15 protein-coding genes are annotated in these 23,417 nt (G+C 39.3%); 10 read left to right on the top strand and 5 right to left on the bottom strand.

The annotated features are described in order from the left end of the window. Positions 1 to 19: 19 nt before the first annotated feature. From VJJ03_RS09635 to VJJ03_RS09610, 6 genes are read left to right on the top strand one after another with little or no spacing between them, the layout of a single operon-like run. Positions 20 to 454 carry an acyl carrier protein gene (locus VJJ03_RS09635; protein WP_009746648.1) on the top strand — a complete coding sequence of 145 codons (435 nt, stop codon included), beginning with the start codon at positions 20 to 22 and terminating at the stop codon, positions 452 to 454. Next, complete coding sequence (locus VJJ03_RS09630; RefSeq protein ID WP_323975277.1) at positions 455 to 856, top strand: hypothetical protein; 402 nt, start codon at positions 455 to 457, stop codon at positions 854 to 856. It abuts the gene before it with no gap. After that, the gene (locus VJJ03_RS09625; protein ID WP_323975276.1) at positions 853 to 1,599 is read left to right on the top strand and encodes an ABC transporter ATP-binding protein; all 747 of its coding nucleotides are present in this window, start codon (positions 853 to 855) and stop codon (positions 1,597 to 1,599) included. Before VJJ03_RS09630 ends, VJJ03_RS09625 begins: the two co-directional genes overlap by 4 nt. Next, a complete protein-coding gene (locus VJJ03_RS09620) occupies positions 1,592 to 2,866 on the top strand; it encodes an ABC transporter permease (protein ID WP_009746645.1) in 1,275 nt (424 codons plus the stop codon). The genes VJJ03_RS09625 and VJJ03_RS09620 overlap by 8 nt, the downstream gene beginning before the upstream one ends. Further along, on the top strand, positions 2,841 to 3,290 hold the full coding sequence (locus VJJ03_RS09615) for an acyl-CoA thioesterase (protein ID WP_323975274.1): 450 nt from the start codon (positions 2,841 to 2,843) through the stop codon (positions 3,288 to 3,290). Before VJJ03_RS09620 ends, VJJ03_RS09615 begins: the two co-directional genes overlap by 26 nt. Next, complete coding sequence (locus VJJ03_RS09610) at positions 3,260 to 3,955, top strand: response regulator transcription factor (RefSeq protein ID WP_323975273.1); 696 nt, start codon at positions 3,260 to 3,262, stop codon at positions 3,953 to 3,955. Before VJJ03_RS09615 ends, VJJ03_RS09610 begins: the two co-directional genes overlap by 31 nt. A 55-nt stretch (positions 3,956 to 4,010) precedes the next feature. Here VJJ03_RS09610 and VJJ03_RS09605 read toward each other — a convergent pair whose 3' ends face one another. The 4 genes from VJJ03_RS09605 to recQ all read right to left on the bottom strand — a co-directional run bounded on the left by VJJ03_RS09605 (position 4,011) and on the right by recQ (position 10,048). Beyond that, positions 4,011 to 4,697 (bottom strand): GAG-binding domain-containing protein, encoded by a 687-nt coding sequence (locus tag VJJ03_RS09605; protein ID WP_323975271.1) that lies wholly within the window; start codon positions 4,695 to 4,697, stop codon positions 4,011 to 4,013. Continuing rightward, a complete protein-coding gene (locus VJJ03_RS09600; protein ID WP_323975269.1) occupies positions 4,667 to 5,863 on the bottom strand; it encodes a pilus assembly protein N-terminal domain-containing protein in 1,197 nt (398 codons plus the stop codon). The genes VJJ03_RS09605 and VJJ03_RS09600 overlap by 31 nt, the downstream gene beginning before the upstream one ends. Before the next feature lie 29 nt (positions 5,864 to 5,892). After that, positions 5,893 to 7,587, bottom strand: a complete 1,695-nt coding sequence (locus tag VJJ03_RS09595; RefSeq protein ID WP_323975267.1) for a glutamine--tRNA ligase/YqeY domain fusion protein — start codon at positions 7,585 to 7,587, stop codon at positions 5,893 to 5,895. A gap of 271 nt (positions 7,588 to 7,858) precedes the next feature. Then, positions 7,859 to 10,048, bottom strand: a complete 2,190-nt coding sequence (gene recQ / locus VJJ03_RS09590) for a DNA helicase RecQ (RefSeq protein WP_040358586.1) — start codon at positions 10,046 to 10,048, stop codon at positions 7,859 to 7,861. 85 nt (positions 10,049 to 10,133) lie between these two features. On the opposite strand from recQ, the gene VJJ03_RS09585 reads away from it, so the two are divergent. Next, the gene (locus VJJ03_RS09585; protein ID WP_009746638.1) at positions 10,134 to 11,099 is read left to right on the top strand and encodes a KpsF/GutQ family sugar-phosphate isomerase; all 966 of its coding nucleotides are present in this window, start codon (positions 10,134 to 10,136) and stop codon (positions 11,097 to 11,099) included. A 34-nt stretch (positions 11,100 to 11,133) separates the two neighbouring features. On the opposite strand, the gene pbpC is transcribed toward VJJ03_RS09585, so the two are convergent. Continuing rightward, positions 11,134 to 13,491: a penicillin-binding protein 1C gene (gene pbpC / locus VJJ03_RS09580; RefSeq protein WP_323975265.1), complete on the bottom strand. Its 2,358-nt coding sequence runs from the start codon at positions 13,489 to 13,491 to the stop codon at positions 11,134 to 11,136. A 447-nt stretch (positions 13,492 to 13,938) separates the two neighbouring features. Here pbpC and VJJ03_RS09575 point away from each other — a divergent pair, with 447 nt between their 5' ends. The 3 genes from VJJ03_RS09575 to VJJ03_RS09565 all read left to right on the top strand — a co-directional run. Continuing rightward, positions 13,939 to 16,374 carry a gliding motility-associated C-terminal domain-containing protein gene (locus VJJ03_RS09575; protein ID WP_009746635.1) on the top strand — a complete coding sequence of 812 codons (2,436 nt, stop codon included), beginning with the start codon at positions 13,939 to 13,941 and terminating at the stop codon, positions 16,372 to 16,374. Position 16,375: 1 nt separating this feature from the next. Continuing rightward, entirely contained in the window at positions 16,376 to 17,710 is a 1,335-nt protein-coding gene (locus VJJ03_RS09570; RefSeq protein ID WP_009746634.1) for a type IX secretion system membrane protein PorP/SprF, read from the top strand. A gap of 443 nt (positions 17,711 to 18,153) precedes the next feature. Then, positions 18,154 to 23,417: hypothetical protein (locus tag VJJ03_RS09565; RefSeq protein ID WP_323975263.1), on the top strand; the 5,264-nt coding region annotated here is incomplete at its 3' end.

Here is a 23,417-nt window from a genome sequence, read left to right as displayed (position 1 = left end):
TTCCAAACTCATAACTATAATGAATATCTCTATTCATAAGTATTTGCCTCATCGTCCGCCTATGCAATTGGTAGATACCATTATACATATCAATGACACAAGTGTTACTACAGAGTTTTTAATCAGGAAAGATTGTATTTTTACTCAAAAAGGTTTCTTTATGGAGGTAGGGCTTATTGAGAATATGGCACAAACATGTTCGGCTATAGTAGGACAATTTTTTTTTGAAAAGGGGGAAGCTACTAAAAATATCATAGGCTATATTAGTGCCATAAAGAAAGTAGAGATCTATTCCTTACCCGAAGTGTTACAGTCTGTTCTTACAGAGGCAGAGCTTCTCTCAAGGATTGATGGTCAAGGTTATAGTATTTGTTCTATGGATTGTCATGCTTGCTCTAAGGGGATACTATTGGCACAAGCACAGATGAATTTGTTTATCAAAGAACTTAATTAAATGAAAGAGAGTGAAGTTCCTCAGGATAAAGGAGCCTTAGGAGAACTTAAGGAAGTTTATTATGTAACGGATACTCAGGGTAATTATACTACGGCTCTTAGTGAAGGTTGGGAGGTTAAGAATATTGCCCTGCAAGCCTCTATAGGACTATTGGAGGAACAAATGCAAGAGGTGAAAAAGCAGGTGCAAGAAGGAAAGTTAAGCCCTATTGTATATTATATGATAGAAGCTCGTATGGATTGGTCTACCTTAGCAAGTTATATGAATAAATGGCAATGGATTGTAAAGAGACATGCTAAGCCAAAAGTGTTTAAGAGATTGACAGAAAAAACACTACAGAAATATGCTGAAATTTTTGGTATTTCTGTAGAGGAATTAAAGAATTTTCCTGAGAAGTCATGAAGGAGGTGATAAAAGTAACAAGCCTTTATAAAAAATATAAGGAATCAGAAAGTTTTGCATTAAAAAATATCTCCTTTTCAGTACATAAAGGAGAAATTTTTGGTATTTTAGGGACTAATGGAGCGGGAAAAACTACATTAATGTCTATACTGATGGGGAGTATTAAGCCAACAGCAGGAAGTTTTACTATATGTGATTTGTCTTTTTCCAAGCAAGCTCATAGAATTCGTTACAGAATAGGAGTAGTTCCCCAGGAATATGCACTTTATCCTACCCTTACGGCAAGGGAAAATCTTCTTTATTTTGCAAGTCTATATGGGCTTAAGGGAAAGGACTTACATGAGAAGGTAGTACAAGCACTTACTCGTGTAGAACTCTTGGAGGTAGCCGATAAGAGAATTAAATATTTCTCTGGAGGAATGAAACGCCGTATTAACCTAATTGCGGGGATCCTCCATACCCCTGAAGTACTTTTCTTGGATGAACCTACAGTAGGCGTGGATGTAATGTCAAAAAATATTATTCTTCAGTACTTGAAGGAACTCAATGGACAAGGTATGTCCATCCTATATACCTCTCATCACATGCAAGAGGTGCAAGAATTCTGTCATAGAGTAGCTATTCTCCACAAGGGAGAAATACTTTGTGAGGATACTCCTCAGGGGCTTATTGCTCAGAAGAAAGCCCTAAATTTGGAAGAGGTATTTATTCATTTCACCAGTCAAGAACCCTCTTATGTATAAGTTTATTACTTCTGTTTACAAGGAAACCCTCCTTATCTGTAGGGATTTGGGCGGACTTATTATTCTGTTCGTGATGCCCTTAGCATTGGTTATTACGGTAACCTTTCTGCAGGACGGTGCCTTTCGTAATATTACTGAGCAGAAAACGGCTATCCTTCTGGTAGATAATGATCATGGAGAAGTAGCCGAGCATATACGCATGGGAATTGAAGGGAGTCTTTTCTTTTCGGTTTCTACAGGGGTGAATATCAAAGACCTTGATGAAGAGAAAGCTAAGCAGATGGTGCGTCAAGGTGATTTTCTTATGGCTATTGTGTTGCCCGAGCATCTCTCAGAGGATTTGCAAGATGAAGTACAGCAAAAAGTAAACAGAATTCTTAGTGCTTTCATGGAAGAGGAGATTCCTCAAGAACAGCTAAAAGATTTTGAAACTAAGGAAATACGGCTCTACTTTGATCCTACATTGCCGCTTTCTTTTAAGGAAACGATCAAGACTCATATAGATAAAATGATGTATCAGGTAGAGAATCTCTTTATCTACATTGCCTTTGAGAAGGAACTAGGAGAAGATAAACAATTGCCTTTCCCTACAGGGAAAAAATTGATTACCTTCACTGAGATAAATCCAACACCCACGAAAAAAATTCCTAATTCAGTACAGCACAATGTGCCGGCATGGGCGCTCTTTGCCATCTTTTTTATTACAATTCCTCTTTCTGCTAATATTGTAAGAGAGAGAACACAAGGAACGAATATACGCCTAATTACCTCTCCGCTCCCTTATGGACGATTACTTATGGCAAAGATTCTGGTTTTCTCAGCTATAGGTTTACTACAGTTTATTCTAATGGTTTTGATGGGTTTATATATTTTCCCGATGTTAGGGCTTCCTGCTTTGGATATTAGTGGACGTATATTGAGCTTGTTTGTAGTAGCAATCGCTTCCAGTATGGCAGCCATTGGCTTGGGAGTCCTTTTAGGAACTCTTTGTCAGACACAGGAACAATCTGCCCCTTTAGGAGCTACTCTTACAGTGATTTTAGCGGCTATTGGAGGGGTGTGGATTCCTGTATTTGCCATGCCTTCTTTTATGCAGGCAATCTCTAGGCTCTCTCCTATGAATTGGGGTTTACAGGCTTTCTATGAAATTCTTCTAAGGGAAGGTACGCTTGCCTCTGTACTTTTAAAGGTAGCGCTTCTTTGTTTGTTTTTTATTCTTTGTATGGTAATTTCTATAGTATATGACAAGGCAAAAAGAAATCTATAAGTCCACTTCCTTGAAAGAAAGTGTACAGATACGAGTACGCTTTAGTGAAACAGATCCTTTGGGGATTGTATGGCATGGTAATTACATTAAATACTTTGAAGAAGGGCGAGAGGCTTTTGGCAGAAAGTATAGCATTTCTTATCTGGAGATAAAGCAACATGGCTTCGCAACCCCTGTTGTAAAGAGTGTATGTGAACACAGAAAAAGAGTACGCTATGGAGAACTCCTTGAGATAGAGACCCTTTATATGGATACTCCTGCTGCTAAATTAGTCTTCCACTATTTTATCTATAATGAACAAAGAGAATTAGTTTGTACAGGGGAAACAGTGCAGGTATTTACCTCATTGAAGGATGGAATGCTCTCTCTGTATAATCCTGAATTTTATACACAATGGAAAGAGAAACATTTATTACGCTTTTAATAGTAGATAGTGATACCCAGTGGTTGGGGTCTGTAGCTCCTGTTTTACAACAGGCAGGTTTTGAAGTGCTTACAGCTACAGGAGGGGCACAGGCATTGCGCATAATTAAGCGAACGACTCCTGAACTAATATTGCTTAATATCTTTCTTCCTGATACTGATGGAGTGGAGATATGTGAGCGATTGCGCCAAATGAAGCTACCTGTGCGTCCTATTATTGTCCTACTGGCAGAGGAAAATCAGGAATATGCACTCTTAGCAGGCTTTGATGCTGGAGCGGATGATTTTGTGTATAAGAATATCAAAATCAAACTTCTACTCAGTAAGCTCAACGCTCTAACTAAGCTTACGCTCCTTAACCCATCTTATACAGAAGGGATGATATTGGGAACTTATACCCTTAATACGGATGCTTATAGCCTTTTTCAAGAAGGAAAAGAAATACTTCTCCCTAAAAGAGAATATGAACTCCTATCCTTACTTATGAGTGTTCCTAATAAGGTGTTCACCCGAGAGGAAATAGCTACCCTTGTTTGGAGAGATAAAGAACTCTCTAAGAGTCGTACTATAGATATTCATATTGCCAGAATACGAGAGAAAATAGGGAAAGAGTATATAAAATCCGTTAAAGGGGTAGGGTATAAATTAGTGCAAAATAAAAAGTGAAGAATGAAATTTTTCACTCTTCACTTATCTCTTTCTACAACTTCTTCTTCCTTACTTATTGGAGACTATTTACAATATCAATAATTTTATTGAAAGTAGTTACTATATTATTATTGAGATAATTAGTTAAGCTAGGTCCATCTAAGCTAGTATATCCTCCATTAAAATTCTCTTTAATAAGTTTTTCTATTTCTGTATTATTAGGATATTTCTTTCGATATTGCTCAGCTATTCGGATCATGATTTCTACTTCAGCATAACCAACGCCATATTGGTGTAGGTTTTCATAGGTATTCTCCAATTCATGGATATTAGCTGTATCTTTTTTTCCTTTATAAAACTGTTTTGCTTCCCTAGAGATTCTTATTCCTTCTAAATAAAGATCGTTCTGTTTGCTATAATATTGTTTATCTGTGGGATATTTCTCCAAACCTTCTAATTCTAACATTAGTTTTTCATAGGCTACGAGCGTTTCTTCTATAAGGCGTTTGTATTCTTCTTTGTCGGTGATCCCTGTTTTGTAGTGAGGGATATCTGCTTTATAAGCCAATTTAAGAGTATTGGCTAAGGTATATACAGATACTTCAAAACTACCTCGGCTGCGATTATCTGCAGTGAATATTTCTACCTTAGTATTACCCACTTTCTTAGCCAATAGGGTGATTTTGTTATTAGTAACTCCTCCTTTTAGCTCAACGATTTCGTTATTAGCTATCTGTATTCTATCGGTAGTATATTCCATACCCCTATGATGGTTACAGTGGTAGTTTCTTCTTTCTTTACAACAGCTTTTACAGGATTAAAGGTGAGTAAGAGTTTAGGAGTTACTGTAACTTCAAAACTACCCCTACTTTGTCCTTCTTTAGTGAAAACTTCTACTTTGGTAGCCCCCACTTTCTTAGCCAATAGGGTGATTTTGTTATCGGTAACTTCTCCTTGTAGGGCAGCTACTTCCCCATCGGTTATTTGTACTCTATCAGTGGTATTCCATACTCCTGTAATGGTTACAATTGTTGTTTTCCCCTCTTCTATGGATACACTTTCAGGGGAGAAGGAAAGTAGCAACTTAGGGGTTACAATCACTTGGAAGCTACCTCTTTTATGACCATTAGCTGTGAAGATCTCCACCTTAGTATCTCCTACTTTTTTTGCCAAAAGAGTGATTTTATTGTTAGTAACCTCTCCTTGTTGTTCTACAATTTCGGTGTTTTCTACCTTTACTTTGTCAGAGGTATTCCAGGTTCCCACTATGGTGATCTCTGCCGTTTTTCCTTCTTCTATTTCGGGTCTTTCAGGGGTAAAATGTAGCTCAGCGATAGGAGTTACTGTAATTTCAAAACTGCCCCTATTACGACCATCAGCAGTTAGCACACTCACTTTGGTAGTCCCCACTTTCTTAGCCAATAGGTTGATTTTGTTATCGGTAACTTCTCCTTGTTGTGTTACGATTTCTTTATCAGCTATCTGCACTTTGTCAGTAGTATTCCAAGTTCCTACAATGGTTACAGTAGTTGCTTTTCCTATTTCCACTTCTGGTTTTTTAGGAGTAAAGTGTAGTTCAGAGGTAGGGGTTACTGTAACTTCAAAGTTACCCCTATTACGACCATCAGCAGTTAGCACATTCACTTTAGTAGTCCCCACTTTCTTAGCCAGTAGGTTGATTTTGTTATCGGTAACCTCTCCTTGTTGTGTTACGATTTCTTTATTAGCTATTTGTACCTTGTCGGTTTTATTCCAAGTTCCTACAATGGTTACAGTGGCTGTTTTTCCTACCTCTACCTCTGTTCTTTCAGGGGTAAACTTCAGTTGAGTGAGAGGTGCTTCCACTTCTTTTTCACTCTTTTTGCAGCTTATGATAAGCAAACTCATGGCAAGAGCCATGATAGTAAAATTAAAAATACGTCTCATTTTATGTTTGTTTTTATGATCTTTAAAAATTATTCCTCTTTCACTTCTATCTTAGCCCATGTATCTTTTAAGCCTACGGTCTTGTTGAATACAAGTTTCTCTGCATTGCTATCGGTATCTACACAGAAGTAGCCAAGGCGTTGGAACTGTACAGTATCACCTACCTGTGCTGTTTTAAGGTTAGGTTCTACATAAGCAGTTACTATTTTCAAGGAATTGGGATTGATATAGTTCAAGAAGCTGTCCTCCTGTCGGTCGGGTTCGGGCACAGTAAAAAGGCGGTCATATAGTCGTGTTTCAGCTGGTATAGCATGGGCGATTGATACCCAATGGAGTGTACCTTTCACCTTACGCATACTCGCTTCGGTACCACTACCACTACGGCTATCAGGGTCATAGGTGCAGTGGATTTCGGTAATATTACCCTCAGCGTCCTTCACTACACTTTGTGCTTTAATGATGTAAGCATTCTTAAGACGCACTTCACCACCTAATTTCAAGCGGAAATATTTCTTATCAGCTTCTTCGCGGAAGTCATCACGTTCTATATATAGCTCACGGCTAAAAGGTACTTTTCGATAAGTTAATGGAGTTACCTCCGGATTGTTTTCAGCATCAAGCCATTCTTCTTGTCCTTCAGGATAATTGGTAATCACTACCTTTATAGGGTCAAGCACTGCCATTACGCGGTTAGTTTTCTTATTAAGGTCTTCGCGCACGCAGAATTCTAAGAGCGATACATCAATAAGGTTTTCTCGCTTAGCGATACCGATAGTATCAGCAAACTTACGTATTGCCTCTGGAGTATAGCCACGGCGACGTAAGCCAGAAATAGTAGGCATACGAGGATCGTCCCATCCAGCAACATAGTGTTCAGTAACTAATTGCAAGAGTTTTCGTTTGCTTACAATGGTATGGCTGAGGTTACGGCGGGCAAACTCACGTTGTTTGGGGCGGGTACGTGCATTATCATACACTTGATCTAAAAACCAATCGTACAACTCCCTATGTGGTAAGAACTCCAGCGTACAAAGGGAGTGGGATATTTGTTCAAGGTAGTCACTCTCGCCGTGTGCCCAGTCGTACATAGGGTAGATATGCCACTTATCGCCTGTGCGATGATGGGAAGCATTCATGATACGGTAGATAATAGGGTCTCGCATAAGCATATTGGGCGATGCCATATCTATTTTAGCGCGAAGTACATAAGTGCCATTTTCAAACTCACCGTTCTTCATGCGCTCGAAAAGGGCAAGGTTTTCCTCGGGGGAAGTATTGCGATAAGGACTTTCCGTGCCTGCTATCGTAGGAGTTCCTTTTTGGGAGGCTATTTCTTCGGAGGTTTGTTTGTCCACATACGCTTTTCCTTTTTTGATGAGTAGTACTGCCCAATCGTAGAGTTCTTGGAAGTAATCGGAAGCATAGCATTCTTTATCCCAATGGAAGCCAAGCCATTGTACATCACGACGAATAGCATCCACATATTCCTGTTCTTCCTTGCTAGGGTTAGTATCGTCAAACCGCAGGTTTACAGGGGCATTATAGCGTAAGCCTAAGCCAAAATTCAGACAGATAGAACTTGCATGTCCAAGGTGTAAATATCCGTTGGGTTCTGGAGGGAAGCGAAAGCGTAAGGCGCTGGCGGGAAAGCCAGCAGCAAGATCTTCTTCTATAATATTTTCTATAAAATTATTAGCACGTTGTTCCTTAATTTCTTCTAACATAAAATGAGTTTTGAGTTATTATAAAATATAGCTAAATATTTTACTTTTTTTAGCTATATTTAAAACTGCAAAAATAGTTAATAATTTTCAAATAATCAATAATTAAGCAAAGAAAAGAGAAAATTTCTGTTGCATATTTATTTGTAAATTTTTCATCTATAAATAAGGGATATGAAAAGGTATGTTTTCTATAATTCAGATTTAAGAAAAAGTGATTATATACAAAAAAAGGGATGAACATGCATTCATCCCTAAAATATTTATCTTAATATTAGTTTCCTACTTCGCTGATAAACTTAATACGGTATAGGCGTAGTTCATCATCTTCATAGTCACCGCCAAATTCTTTGGAGGCTACTGAGATCTTGTCCGTTTCAGCTTCTAGGAAATAGTCATGAAGTTCTTCCTGTTGCTCTTCATCTAGGATTTCATCTATCCAATAGTTGATATTGAGCTTAGTACCACTATATACAATTTGTTCCATTTCCTTAAGGAATTCATCCATAGTAAGCCCTTTAGCCTTAGCAATATCAGGGAGGGGTAGTTTTTTGTCTATATTTTGGATAATAAAGAGTTTGAGAGCTGAGTTGGCTCCTGTAGTCTTTACAATGAGATCTTCTGGGCGGATGATATCATTTTCTTCCACATATTTAGCTATGAGAGAGACAAATTCTTTTCCATATTTTTTAGCTTTTCCTTCTCCTACCCCAAAAACATTGGTTAATTCTGTAATGGTGATAGGATATTTCATGCACATATCCTCAAGGGAGGCATCTTGGAATACCACAAAAGGAGGCACTTCAAACTCCTTGGCGACTTTTCGTCTGAGGTCTTTCAAGTATCTTAAAAGCGTATCATCCAAAGCGGATATGGTATTTTTTGGAGCCTCTTCTATTTCTTCCTCAAAATTGTGGTCTTCAGTCATCATAAAGGAATGTGGCTTCTTGAGGAATTCACGACCTTTTTCGGTAAGGAACATGACTCCGTATGTTTCAATATCCTTGCGGATATAGTCATTAACCATTACTTGGCGGATAAGAGCCATCCAATAACGGCTATCAAAATCCTTTCCGGAGGCAAAATAATCTTGCTCATCGAAGCGATTGGACTTGATAATAGCGGAATACTTCCCAGTAAGTACATTGACAAGGTCTTTAGCTTTTAACTTTTGTCGGGTTTTATCAATGACATTTAGGAGAATAGAGACTTGTTCTTGTGCTTCTTTTTTGTTCTTAGGGTATCGCATATTATCATCCATATTGGCACCTTCTCCGTTAACTTCATCAAATTCTTCACCGAAGTAGTGTAATATAAACTTTCTTCGTGAGGTAGAGGTTTCTGCATAAGCAACCATGTCCTGTAAGAGCGCTTGTCCTACTTCCTGTTCAGCGATAGGTTTTCCTACCATGAACTTCTCTAACTTTTCTATATCTTTGTAGCAGTAGAAGGCAAGGCAGTATCCCTCACCACCATCACGTCCAGCACGTCCGGTTTCTTGGTAATAACTTTCTATACTTTTAGGGATATCATAGTGAATAACAAAACGAACATCGGGCTTATCAATTCCCATACCGAAGGCAATAGTGGCTACTACAACCTCCACTTCTTCCATAAGGAACATGTCCTGGTGTTTAGCCCGGGTTTTGGCATCCAATCCTGCATGATAGGGGATTGCAGTAATCCCATTCACTTGAAGGGTTTGTGCTAATTCCTCTACACTCTTTCGGCTCAAACAATAAATAATACCCGATTGTCCAGGATGCTGTTTTACGAAACGAATAATATCACTATTGATATTCTTTGTTTTAGGGCGTACCTCATAATATAGGTTAGGACGGTTAAAGGAGGATTTGAATACAAGAGCCTCTGGAATACCTAAGTTCTTTAGGATATCCTCCTGTACCTTAGTGGTAGCTGTAGCTGTAAGGGCAATGATAGGGATGTTGTTCCCCAAACGGTCAATGATAGCTTTGATATTTCGGTATTCAGGACGGAAATCATGCCCCCATTCGGAAATGCAATGTGCCTCATCTACCGCCACAAAGGAAATGTTAATAGTTTTCAGAAAATCCGCATATTCATCTTTGGTAAGGGACTCAGGAGCTACATATAGGAGCTTGGTTTCCCCATTACGGATATCTTCCATAACAGTGCGAATTTCTCCTTTGGTAAGGGAAGAATTAAGTACATGAGCGATTTTATCTGTACCAGAGATGCCACGAACTACATCTACTTGGTTCTTCATCAGAGCAATAAGAGGTGAAATCACAATGGCAGTTCCCTCCTTAAGCAAAGCAGGAAGCTGATAACAAAGGGATTTCCCTCCGCCAGTGGGCATTAGCACGAAGGTATGATGATTATCCATAATACTGGTGATAATCTCCTCTTGCTTTCCTTTGAAAGCATTAAAGCCAAAGATACTTTTTAATGCTTTTTGTAAATCAACTTTTGTTGTACTCATCATTGTAATATGTAGTATTTTTTCTTACTTTTGCAGGATAAAATTACAACTTTTTTTTTAAGTAGCAAATTTAAAAACAAACATTTTGGAAAATTTTAATAAAGTGCTTGATTTTGCTCGGGAAACCATTGATACTGAGCTTTATTCTTTAAAAAAATTAACAAATTTTTTAGATGAAAATTTTATCAAATCAGTAGAAGTTATTCTTCATGCTAAGGGGAGAGTCATCATTACAGGGATAGGAAAAAGTGCCATTATCGCTCAAAAAATTGTTGCGACAATGAATTCTACAGGTACCCCTTCTATTTTTATGCATGCGGCGGATGCTATTCATGGTGATTTGGGGATTATTCAAGAGGGAGATGTAGTGATTTGTATCTCTAAGAGTGGTAATACTCCAGAAATCAAAGTATTAGTGCCTTTGCTTAAGCGAGAAGGAAATCCATTAATTGCTATCACAGCCAATAGAGAATCCTTTTTAGCTACCCAATCTGATTATGTATTGTATGCCTATACTCACCAGGAGGCTTGTCCTAATAACTTAGCCCCTACGACCTCTACGACCTCTCAATTAGTCATAGGCGATGCTTTATCAGTAGCTCTTATGCGAATGAAACAATTTGGAAGTCAGGATTTTGCTAAATATCATCCAGGGGGAGCTTTGGGTAAGCGGCTTTACCTTACTGTAGGAGATGCCATTGCTAAGAATCAGGTGCCTGCAGTGGCTCCAGATACAGATATTAAACAAGTAATTGTGGAAATCTCCCAAAAAATGTTAGGGGTTACGGCTGTCCTTGAAGGTGAAACTATTGTAGGGGTTATTACCGATGGAGATATTCGCCGTATGCTTAGTCATTATGAGGATATTAAAGGACTAAAAGCAAAGGATATTATGTCCCTTCATCCCAAGACGGTGGAAGCAGGTGTCCTTGCTGTAGATGCTTTAGACCTTATGCAAAACCACAAAATTACTCAACTGCTTGTAACCAAAGAGGGACACTATATAGGCGTCATTCATTTGCATAACCTTATACAGGAGGGAATTATTTAATAATGATTAATGCCAGCAATGATTTATTTAATCATTAGTTGGTAACCATTATTAAGATTGTCTTCTCATTGCCCTGAGTGTCCATACATTTTAGATAGTGTTCTCCTTGACTAAGGAAGATTTTCATATCATGGAAGTGGAGTGTTTCTCCCAGATAAGTGTTGTCCAAGTACCAAAAGAGCTTTCCTGTATGGTTATAAGCCACACGGGCGATGATGGGTTGCACATCTCCACCAAATCCTTTAGCTTGGTGTAGTATAGTGCCATATTTAGGATAGATAAAATCCAATACGCTCTGCTTATCACCTCTTTGACAATCTTCGCGCATGGCAGGAAGTGATTGGTAAGAAGGGTGTTGTTTTTTGTAGAACCATTCCATTAAAGGAGGTAAGGAGAACCAGCTTTGTGAATGAATATTGGCTAAGGATTCACAATCGGTGGTTACTTGCCACTTGCCATCTAAGGATAGGTGTACCCACTTATGATATTTGCAAGGGTTTGTTTGCAGATTTCCTCTTGGTACATAAATCTTCTTTTTAGGACAGATATCACTGGCAAGCATTCCACTTTGGGAGCATACTTCTATTTCCTGTAAGTCATCCCATGGAGTACTGAACCATTTGCTTTTAGGTAGTAGTTGAAATATTTCTAACATCACAGGAGAGGCTGTCCCTACTCCAGTAAGTTCAGGACGTCCTTCTCCGGAGGCATTGCCTACCCATACTCCTACAAGGTATTGGGAGGTCAGTCCGATAGACCACGCATCCCGATTGCCGAAGCTGGTACCCGTTTTCCAAGAAATCTTTCTTGCTGAAGCATAGTAACGCCAAGCTGAATCAAATGAAGGACGATTTACTTGAGTAAGAGCTTCAAAGGTTTTATAGATAGCCCCTGCACTTAAGTGATTTTTATAGGTTTGTTCCTTGCCATAGTTATAGGTATAAGGCAGATAACTTAAAGGTTGGAAGGCATGAGAAAGGTAGGAACCTTTTTCTGTGAAGTGATTCAGAACAGCTCCCATATTCATGTATGCTTGGCTTAGTTCCCATAGGTTACTTTCGGCTCCCCCCAGGACTAAGGATAATCCATAATGATCGGGATGACGGTTAATGGTACGTAACCGATGCATCTGTAATTGTTGGTAAAACTTACTAATGCCATATTGGCGTAACATAAGTACAAAGGGAATGTTCAGTGAGCGATATAAAGCTTCGTCGGCAGGGACAGCTCCCTCATAGGTGTTTTCAAAGTTCTGAGGGGCATAACCTGCAATATGAGTAGGTACATCGGCAATAAGCTCTTGAGGAAGGAGTTCTCCACTATCCAGCATGGCAGCATATAGGAAAGGCTTAAGTATACTACCGGTACTGCGAGGACGGTGAATGATATTGACGTCCTTTTGATGTTCCCTATCAGTAGGAGTATTACCTATATAAGCAAGCACTTCTCCTGAACGTATATCTGCGACCAATACACACATATTATGTACTTCGAATTGCTTATAGTGGAGGTAATATTTCTTCACTATCTGATTGATTCGTTCCTGTAAGTGGTAGTTTATAGTACTTCTTTCTCGTTTTCCACCATAACTTTTAGCGATACGTTCTACCAGATGCGGGGCTATATTAGGGAGTTCATGAGGTTTTTCAGGTAGGGGTTCGGTAAGAGCAAGGTCATAGGTGGTTTTATCTATGGTACGATTTTTGAAGAGTTTTTCAAGGAGGAAGTTACGTTTTTTTTCTAAAAAGATTTGATTTTTTCCTGGATAGATGAGTCCTGGAGCATTGGGAAGTACAGCTAAGGTACAAGCCTCTGCCCAAGAGAGTTGTTCAACAGGTACACCAAAGTAGCGCCATGCAGCCATATCTGCCCCTATAACATTACCTCCAAAGGGAGCATGAGAAGCATAAAGAGCAAGGATTTTCTTTTTAGAGTAACGCAGTTCTAAGCGAGTAGCCCAGATAGCTTCAATGAGTTTTTCTCCGTAGGTACGCGATTTGTTCTTACGAGCCAAGCGGATAACCTGTTGAGTAAGGGTACTGCCTCCTCGCACCGTGTGTCCCTGGCGAATATTTGCCAGGAGTGCTTTTACAGTGGAGACAGGATTCACTCCTAAGTGATAATGAAAGTACTCATCCTCATAAGCAAGTATCGCCTTACGGAGTTTTTCTGGTACACTATCCCGCTCAGGGAAACGCCATTGTCCGTCAGGGGCTATTTTTCCCCCAAGGAGTTTTCCTTCACGACTTTCCACTATGGTAGCATATCCCTCTGTAAAGAGAGGTGAAGGCAGGCAAAAGGTGTACCATATTAATAGAATCACTAAAATGGCTGATTTTATTTTATGGGTCTTTATGTAGTTAAGAAGTCTGTAAGTATAGCGGCGAATCATTTTACAAAAATACTATTTTTTTCTCAGATAAAGATAAAGAAAAACAGATTTTTTATCTTTCAGTTTTGTTATATTTTTTACGAATTTATTAAGAATTTTGCAAAGGCTTTTTGTGGATAAAAAAAAGAAGATAATTTATCTAAAAATCCTCTTAAAGACAAATGTTTATAATTCTAAGAAATGTTAATAACTTTTTCCTTTATACCATATATGTGAATGAAAAGGATGAAAGCCCTTGTATTTACAGTAACCAAATAGTTTTATATTCCTAAAAGAAGAAAGAATTAAAACCTAAGAGAAAAGAAAAAATTTAAGAAAAATCCAACGAATAAAAACTTTTTTATATATTTGCGTTGGGTTAGTGCCCAACTTGGAAAAGCATAAAAAACATGTTTAATAGAAATATAAAAAAACCAATAAATTTAATAAATAAATAGCATCCATGTTATGAAAAGAATACATATATTATATATCCTTATAGTAAGCCTTATAGGGGGGACTATATATGGGCAAATTATCCCTGAAATAAAGAATATACGTACCAATAGCCGTAACTTGTATTGTCCACGAAATAATATGCCAAATAAGTTGACTGTACAATTTAGCTGGAGTGGAACACTTCTTTCGGATGATAATGCTTTTATTGCAGAACTTTCTTCTCCTACAGGGGATTTTTCCTCCCCTATAGAGATAGGACGGCTTGATAAAACTAACTCTACAGGGAATCTTCATAAGGGAAGTAATGTACTTCCTATCTATATAAAGATAGAATTTCCTACCAACACTTCAGGAAATAGATATAAGATACGTATTAAGACAAGTACTCTAAAGCAGGACGGAAGTGGTAATCCTGTAGCTCAAGGAGAAAGTGAGTTTTTTGAAGCTCATCACTTAGGTTCTGCTACGGCATTGGAACTTAATAACTTGCATTCGCCTATTGAGATATGTCCAGGCTCTTCAAGTAAAACAATCTCTGTTACAGGATCCACTCACGCGGCTTCCTATATATGGTATAAGGATGGACAAGTAATTCCAGGAGTTACAGGTGAGAGTTATACAGTAACCCAACCAGGACGCTATGCGGTAGATCCTGACTTTGGGGGCTGTAGTGAGGGAGGAAATTATCGTTCCAATGAGGTAGTTGTTAATGATGCAGGAGGAGCTAATGCTGCTCAAGTGAGAATAAAAGGAGCTGCTTCTCAGCAGATATGTACAGGTGTACCCCTTACTCTTGAATCCGAAATTGTTAATGATTCAAGTGGTTCCACCTATACTTACCAATGGTATAAGGATAATACACTCATTACAGGAGCCAACCAGCCTACTTATAATGTTACGGCTGTCGGGAGCTATACTGTCAAGGCTATCCCTAGTACAGGCTGTGAGAAAACCTCCTCTGCTGTAACAATTACCCAACGCAATACGGAGGGACTTCTGGTCATCGCCGGTGGAAACAATCAGGTAAAATGTTCCGGACAAACGCTCCCTCTTACGGCTTCACTAACAGATACTACCCTTACAGGGACTTACAAATGGTATAAGAATGGTACAGTAATACCAGGTATTACTACCACTTCCTATACGGTTTCCGATAATGGTTCTTATTATATTACCCTTACCGAAGCAGGTGGCTGTGTAATTAAGTCCAATGTGGTAACAGTAAGTGATCAGTCCTCCGTGAATCCAGGCGATATCAAATGGTTGGGCTATAATAATGAAGATGTGGTTTTTGCCTTCCCTTATCGACGTCCTGTAATAGAACTTGATATTCCCAGTACAGAAACCTTGACCATCAAATGGTTTAAGGAGGATGATCCTACCAATATTTTGCAGGAGAACACCACACGCTCTTTTCAAGTACCTTCAGAGGGAACTTTTGTAGCAGAGGTATATGACTCTTGCCATAATCGTGTGAGTACGGGAGTTCTTAAGCTCCATGTGAAGGAACCTTCTCGCTATAAACCTACCATTGGCTTCAAGCAGGGATCTTCTCCGTGTGGAGGAGGACAAGCGATATTGGAACTTTCCAGCCTGGAGGCAACCATCGTACATAATGGTCAAGAGAAGAGTACCTTAGTTCCCAGTTCGGATTATTCACATTATACCCTTCAGTGGAAGAAAGATGGGGTGAATCAATCCATGGGGACTGAAATAGCAGCTACTACTTCCAATACACTTAGCGTATATCGCTTACAGGTCAATGGAGCCTTTAATTCTAATGAGATTAAGCTTATAGATATCAAGTTTCCTACCGCAGTGCGTATCACTACCGGTTCGGGAGCTCAGGAGTTGGAGGATAATCGTTCTTTAGACCTTATCCCAACCCTTATGGGTACCTTCCAACAAGAACTCTTTACTTATAAGTGGTATTTCCGTAAGGATGACACTCAGTCATGGGTAGAAAAAGCAGATGTAACTGCCCTGACAGATAAGAAATATACCATTGCAGCGGCTCCTTATGGTTCAGCTGCCTTTAGAGAATCCATAGGGCAATACCAATTGGTAGTGAGGCTTAAGGAAGGAACGGTGAATATTGCAGGAGAAAATATTGATCTGACGCCTTATGCTCACAGTTGTGGACAGGTGGAGGGCTTGATTAACATCTCTTATACTCTTTCCTATCAAGGGAAAGAAATTCCAAACATAGTACTCCTAAGTGGGGAAGACCTCAACCGAAAGTGGGTGCTTCCTAATGAATGGACAGGAGCTAAGGTAACAATCTATAAGCAGACCGGAGAGATTATTTATAAGTCTGATAGATATAATAATGACTTCCCAAATTTTGAGCCTAAATCCACAGAACGTGGAGCTGCGATTTATTATTTCTATGTTATAGAAAAAGATGGAAAAACTAAAAACGGAACCCTAACGGTATTACATTAGTATGAAGATAGGAATTCAATATAAAATGTGCCTTTTGCTACTGTGCATGACTTTCTCTTATGCACAGGAGCAATCAGGCTTTTATGTGCCTTACCAAATGCCTACTCACGCCTTTGTGCGCTTTAATACATTTGTGGCAAACCCTGCTTTCCCTTTGATAGTTAATTATCAAGAACACAATATAGGACTTTACTATCGTAACCAGTGGATGGGTTATAAGAATGACAATTTCTCCCTAATGGGACTTTCTTACGGGCGAAATTTTAGAGAGACTAGCTCCATGAATGCTATGATTTTCAAGCGCAATGTTACAGTAATGACCAGCTATGGAGTGGTACTCAATTATGGACATGCTGTAGAGCTCTCGGATGCGGTAAAGCTTAATATGGGACTTAATGTAATCCCTACTTTCAGCGGTTTGGATAAAGGTCGTATACATGCTGCAGACCCCTCCGATCCTCTTTTGAATGTGGGTAATATCTTTGGTGTCAGTGTGCAACCAGGAGTGGATATTGCTATAGGAGATTTCCATATTGCAGGTACTTCTGATAACTTGATAGACTATGCTACAGGATCCAATAAGGCAATGACAGCTTTTCGTGATAAAACTTTCACGGCTCACCTAATGTACCGTACTGCTTTTCAAAGTCGTAATGACCTCTTAGAGGAAGGTTATTGGTCAGTAGCCCTAAGAGCTACTAAGGAATATGATGGTTTTAACTTTGGAGGACATGCCCTTATTGATCTCCCCGCATTGGGATGGGCAAATGTAGGCTATACCCAGCGTAATGGTCTTATTGCTGGAGTAGGCTTTAATATTCGCCAACAATGGAGCATAGGAGTGGAGTATGAGAATGCTATAGGAGTGAAAGTGCCTCAACTAGGAAATACTCTCGGTGTATACCTTAATGTACAGTTTGGAGGTAAGCGACAAGAACATACACCGCCTCCTCCTAAGCGACCTAATAAGTTGCCTGTGGTACCTGTAGAACCACCTAAACCAGTAGAAAAGAAGAAAGAGGAGATAAAACCAGTGCCCGTTCAAACAGATGCTCCTTTGGCAGTTAAGACAGAGAAAATGAAAGGGGTAACCGAAGGTTATTATGTGGTTATTGGGGTATATGCAAATCCTCGTAATGCCTTTAATGAACGTCAACGATTGGGTAAACGTTATGATGTAGGTACCTTTGTTAATTCCAAGAATGGGTATACTTATCTTTATTTAGGTAAAGGAGTAATGTCCGCCGAGGAGGCTCAAAGCCTCATGCGTAAGAATATGATGAAAGAGGACTTCTACGGGGGCATTTGGATTCTTGAAGTAAAACTAGAAAAATAATATTCACCTAAGGTATAAGTTTTTAACTTATACCTTAGGTGTAAAAATGTTTTAAATAAATTTTTCCAAAAATCTTTACAAAAAAGTTTGAAATGTTATTAAAAAGTTAATTTAATACAGTAAAATAATAAATTTCAATATTTAAGAAAATAGATTAAAGAAAGTTTAAAAAATTGTATATCTTTGCTCAATGAAAATGGAAGGATCATTATATACAGGAAGTTCTTGTATATATTTGATTATCAATAATAAAGATATTTTAACATAAAAATCAATAAGTTCATGGAAACTGAAATACTCACGATAAGACAGATGAGAATAGAATCCAATGTCCTATGATTCCCTTGTAGAGAGTCAAAAATAGCATACAATAATAAGAAAATAAAAGACTTTTACTCATATATATCCATTTGGATATACTTTATTACTTTAACTAAACAATTATGGATACAAATTTTAAAGTGATGAAACTAAAACAACTTTTCCGGTATTTGCTGACCCTTATACTACTGGTAGGAGGTATGGCTGTGTTCGCTCAAAAGACTATGGGCACTCGTTACAATAATGATGGTAAACCTATAAGAGGGGGAGTTGCCCTGATTGGGAACCGTTCCGATGCTCCATATAATCTTAATATTCCTTCAACAGACCCTAATTGCCGTGTAAGGGTGAAGAAGGCACTCCTTTATTGGGGAGGTCATGCAGGAGGTGGAAATATGGATATTGTACGGCTTAAAGGTCCTAATGGGTTAAATAAAGTTGTAACTAAAAATGATGGACATACGGAATCCAATGCTATTGTATGGGATGAGGCTGATTATTTGGTATATCGTTTGTATTTTAATCAAAATAATGGGCGAGATTTGGATATCCGGGTGCAGGTAAGTTCCCCTTATAGTGGAAATCAATTGGGTTGGTGTAGAAGTTCTTCAGATGCTTATGCACAGTGGAGTGGAGACAATACAGGCTATGGACTGGAATCCATTATGTTTGATGTAAAGAGAATGCGTCAAACTTATGGAAGTGCGATGACCCTAAGATTCAATTATAAAACCTGGTGGTATGGTTACCGAAATAATGGAGATGTAAAAATGGAGGTGAAAGGTTACCGAGGAGGGCACATGGAATTGCATGGATTTAACTGGGAGAATGTTGGAGGTACAGAAATAGGTACTTACCAATTCCCTCAACCAGTTAACATTGCTCAAGAAGGAGGAGGTTGTCGTAGTGATTATGATTTAGGGAATGTAGGTGATTTTGAATATAATGCAATTAATGGAAAACTTGTATGGCACAAACCGGATGGTACTATTTATGAGGCAGGACAAAATGATGATATTGATCCTCGTAAGACCATTATTAATGATGGAACACGTGTAACGGATGACTCTTATTATTACCGTTATGCAGATGTTACTGCTGACCTTCAAGCTTTAGCCAATGCAGGGAATCTTAATGGTACTTATCAAGTGGATAATGTCCATAATAATGGAGGACATGCATGGAAATTGGGCTCTGGATGGGCTTTAGTAGTAGTTTATGAAGACCCTAAAGCTAAAGGGAATGCCTCTAATGTTGTCTTCCAAGTACAGGATGGCTTTGAGCGAGTAGGAGCAGGGCAGGCAATTGAGCGGGATAGAACCCTTTCAGGCTTTGTGGCGGCAAATGCATCGGGAATCCCGCCTGGAACTGTTAATCAAGTGTGGCCTACCTACGGACAGGTAACTCTCGGTGGGGAAGAATCACAAGCAGGCGATGGAGTGAAAGTGAATGGAAGTGCAGGAATTGCTTATAATACTCGTGAGTCTCATAACTTCTTTAAAGGAAAAATCACTCGTGAGAATGACCCTATCCAGGAAGGAAAAGGATGGGATGTCTCTCTTTTCGGTATACAAGATAACCCTGCAGCAGGGGCGACTTCCACCACAATAAAGTACCTTGCACAGCAAGCAGGGGTGTCAGGCTATGATGCCTTTATCAATATTGTTAATACCATGTTGGTACCTACCTCGCGTCCTACTTATGAGGTGGAAACTTTAGTTAAGGACAATGCAGGAGTGGATATTTCAGGACAACGTAAGCCGTTGGGTACAGAAGCCAAATATGAAATTCGTATTCGTAACATAGGGTCAGGGGTAGCTTCTGCTCCTATTACTTTAGAGGCTCTCTTGCCTGCTAATGTAACTTATCAGAGCCATGAAGCATTACCGTTGGGTGCTACCTTTATAGGTCAGTCTCAAGTGAGCGGGCGTACTATGCTCAAATTCTCTATTCCAGCAAATCAGTTGCCTGCAGATCCTAATGCCAATCTTTCCGCACCTATCACTATTAAGGTCAAAGCCACTACGGATTGTGGAGCTTTAAGAGATGCTTGTTCAAACAGACTCGCTTTTCAACCTAAACTGATTTATAATGTAATAGGTCCTAATGAAAATAATTTAGAGCAGCTTTCTTATAAAAAAATTACAGATTGTGACCCTGCTCCTACCACCTTCTTCTTAGAAGATAATCCATGTGGACAGGCAAGCAATAATACCATCCCTTACTGTTCGGCAATGCGCTTGGACGGAGGTGCTGGTTATCCATCATATAAATGGACAAAACAAGGGAGTCCTACGGTACTCTCTACCGATCGTTTCTTGGAGGTAACCTCACAAGGAACTTATGTTCTGGAACGCGGTAACACTGAATGTAATAATGTAACTACCATTACCTTTAATATTACACAGCGTACGGGTCCGCAGGCAATCCATCCACTTAAGGATAATCCGAACATCACCGAGAAGCAGGTTTGTAATATTGATGGTACGGATTATTACCAAATAGCCCTTTGTGGTACTTCTGTGAATTTGCAGACAGGACCTCTTTCCGTGCCAGATAATAAGGTAGAGTGGTACAAATATATAGGTGCCGCTACGCCTCCGAATGATACCTGTCCTCCTTCAGGAGGTGGGGATATTTCCACCAATTCGAACTGGAGGAAAATAGGAGAGGGTAAGAACTTTACTCTTAGCGAATCGGAAGTACATAATAATGGCACACACTTTGCTATTTTTGTAAGATATGACAATTGTCCTGCTACTTACTTCTTCCGTGCCTATAAGAGTACACTTTCCTATACCTTGGATAAGGAAAATATTCTCCCTTGTGGAGGTTCTACGGTAGGTCGCCTTAAGATATCTGGCTTGCCTAATACCAATTATCAATATATGGTGGCAGGTCCCTCAAATTCTATTCCTTGGACAAATGTACCAGGACAGAACTTCAATCATGAGGTAACTGCAGGTGGAGAATATACAGTAACAATACGTCCTAAACTTACAGGTGGAGCAAATCAGTTCCAGAATAATGTGTGTAAGTTTGAGAAAAAAATCACTCTACAAGCAATCATAGGTTCGGATGCTGTATTTACCATAAGTAAGGAGGATGTTAAGTGTGTGGGTAATCATACGAATACCGGTAAGATTCGTATTCAAATTAATAGGGATGTTACCCTACCGGTACGAATTATTGTGAAGAATGCTTCCAATACTCAAGTGGCTGCCTACCAAGTAACTACCGATGCTGAGAGAGACTCTAATAATAGTACTGCACGTACTGCCCTAGAGTCACTCCCCAGTGGTACTTATACGATAACACTTATACCAAGCTATCGTCCTACTTGTAATATTACACCTCCCACTCCAATAACTATTACAAATCTGCCAGAGCTTAAACTCTTGAATGCCATTCCTGAGGATCTATCTTGTGGAGAAATACGTTATATTACCACTACACAAATAGGAGGTACTCCTCCTTATACCATTAAGATAGAAGAAGGAGCACGTACCTTGCTATCAAGCAATGTGGGATCTAATACTTCTTCACAATTAGCGATTAGTGATGGTGGATTTACTTCCGGCACCAAGACCTATAAAGTTACTTTAACTGATGCTAATGGTTGTACTGCAGTACGTAATGTACCATTCACTATCCAGCCAAAGCCTAAGTTTGCTTTTACTAAAACAGAGGCAGATTGTTCAACTACGGCGGGTACTATTACCATTAATATTACAGAAGCAGCTTTCTTGGTACCTGCTAATTTTGCCAAGTATCAGGTGGAATACGCCATTAGTAAGAAAAGTGGAGGCACATGGGGAGCATGGCAACGTCAGGCACACCCCAATAAGGTGTTCCGTGGTCTTACAGAGGGAGAATACCGTATGCGTGTTTTCTATAGGATAGGTAGTAAAGAATGCTCCTTCCCTGAAGAAGGTTATGAATATACTGACCCTGCTACCGGCAGGCGTGTACATACCTCAGGTCCTGACTTTGATGATATTACGACTACCATTACCTCAGGGAATGGACCTATTAATGCCTATGTAGGAGTATCACATTTGGCTTGTCAGCCATTAGCTAACAACCCTGCGGCACATGCACATGCTTCTATTCGCGTTGCTTCTCCTACAGGAGGTAACGGGACAGGAACAGGGAATGCTCGTTTTGAGGTAAGTTTGGACAATGGAGTTACTTGGAATAATCCACCAGCGAGCCCTTCAGGAATTACTTTTGATGCTAATGACTTGCGCTTTGATAATGTCCCTGTAGGACAGTATACTGTAAAAGTACGTAGTAAAAACCCTGCTGGAGGAGTACCTCCTTGTGAAATGACAGAGGTGGTACAGGTGGAATCTCCTCTTGCTTTGCCTGTGGTAAATTCCTCAGTAGCTTATGATTGTGATGGGGTAGCACGGGTGTCCTTTACTACTGATCATTCGGATTATAGTTATGCTTATGTAACAGGTAACAACCTTAGTACACTGGCAACAGAACATTATGGACCTTACACCGCAAGAAATATTCCTGACAAAACCTTTACCGCTGCTGATAAGGGTACTACTCAATATGTACGTATATTTTATAAGAAAACCAATGTACCTAAGCGAGAACTTATCCGTGAGGACTTTGGTGCCGGTGCAGTTACAGATATTGCTGGGTTAAATCGACCTGGAGTTTCCATTTCTCCTAATCTGACTTATGTACAACCTTGTACAGGTTGGAATCAGTATATGATCATCAATGAAGGTGATTTTAATTATGCTTGGTGGAGAACTGGTGCACCTTGTGGTGACCATAGAAACAGTACTTTCTGGATAGATTCGGCTCCTGTTGATCATACAGGACTCCCTAAAGGACGCTATATGTATATAGATATGGGAGGAAATATCCCTGTAGGAACTACTCTTTATCAAAAAGAAGTGGATATAGTACCTAATGGACCTATTGGTTTTGAAGTTTGGATTATGAATCTTAATAAGCCAACGGCTACCTTAACTCATCCAACTTCTGTAAGACCTAATATTCGTGTTCAGGTAACTGACCTTTCGGATAACGTGTTAGGAGAAGTTACATCACAAGATATTCCGTATAATAATATAGGACCTTCTAACTGGGTGAAAATTTCTTCTGATAATTTAGGGGATATTAATCCAGGTAATAACAATCGTGTACGCATTAAGATTCAGAATACTCGTAATCATGAATATGGTAATGACTTTGCCATAGATGATATTTATGTATTCCAAGGACCTGTGAACTGTCCTACCCTTAATACAACCCTTACAATTCCTTTGGCAAATAATAAGGATTTCAAGATCTCATCACATCAAGAAGTAGCGCAGAGTTGTTATGGGGTGAATGATGGGAAGATGCGAGCGATAGTAGA

Origin of the sequence: Capnocytophaga sp. G2 (assembly GCF_035282625.1) — a bacterium.
In the GTDB taxonomy this organism is placed as follows: domain Bacteria; phylum Bacteroidota; class Bacteroidia; order Flavobacteriales; family Flavobacteriaceae; genus Capnocytophaga.
The sequence above is the reverse complement of the archived record's forward strand: the minus strand, read 5'-3'. Positions and strand labels throughout refer to the sequence as shown.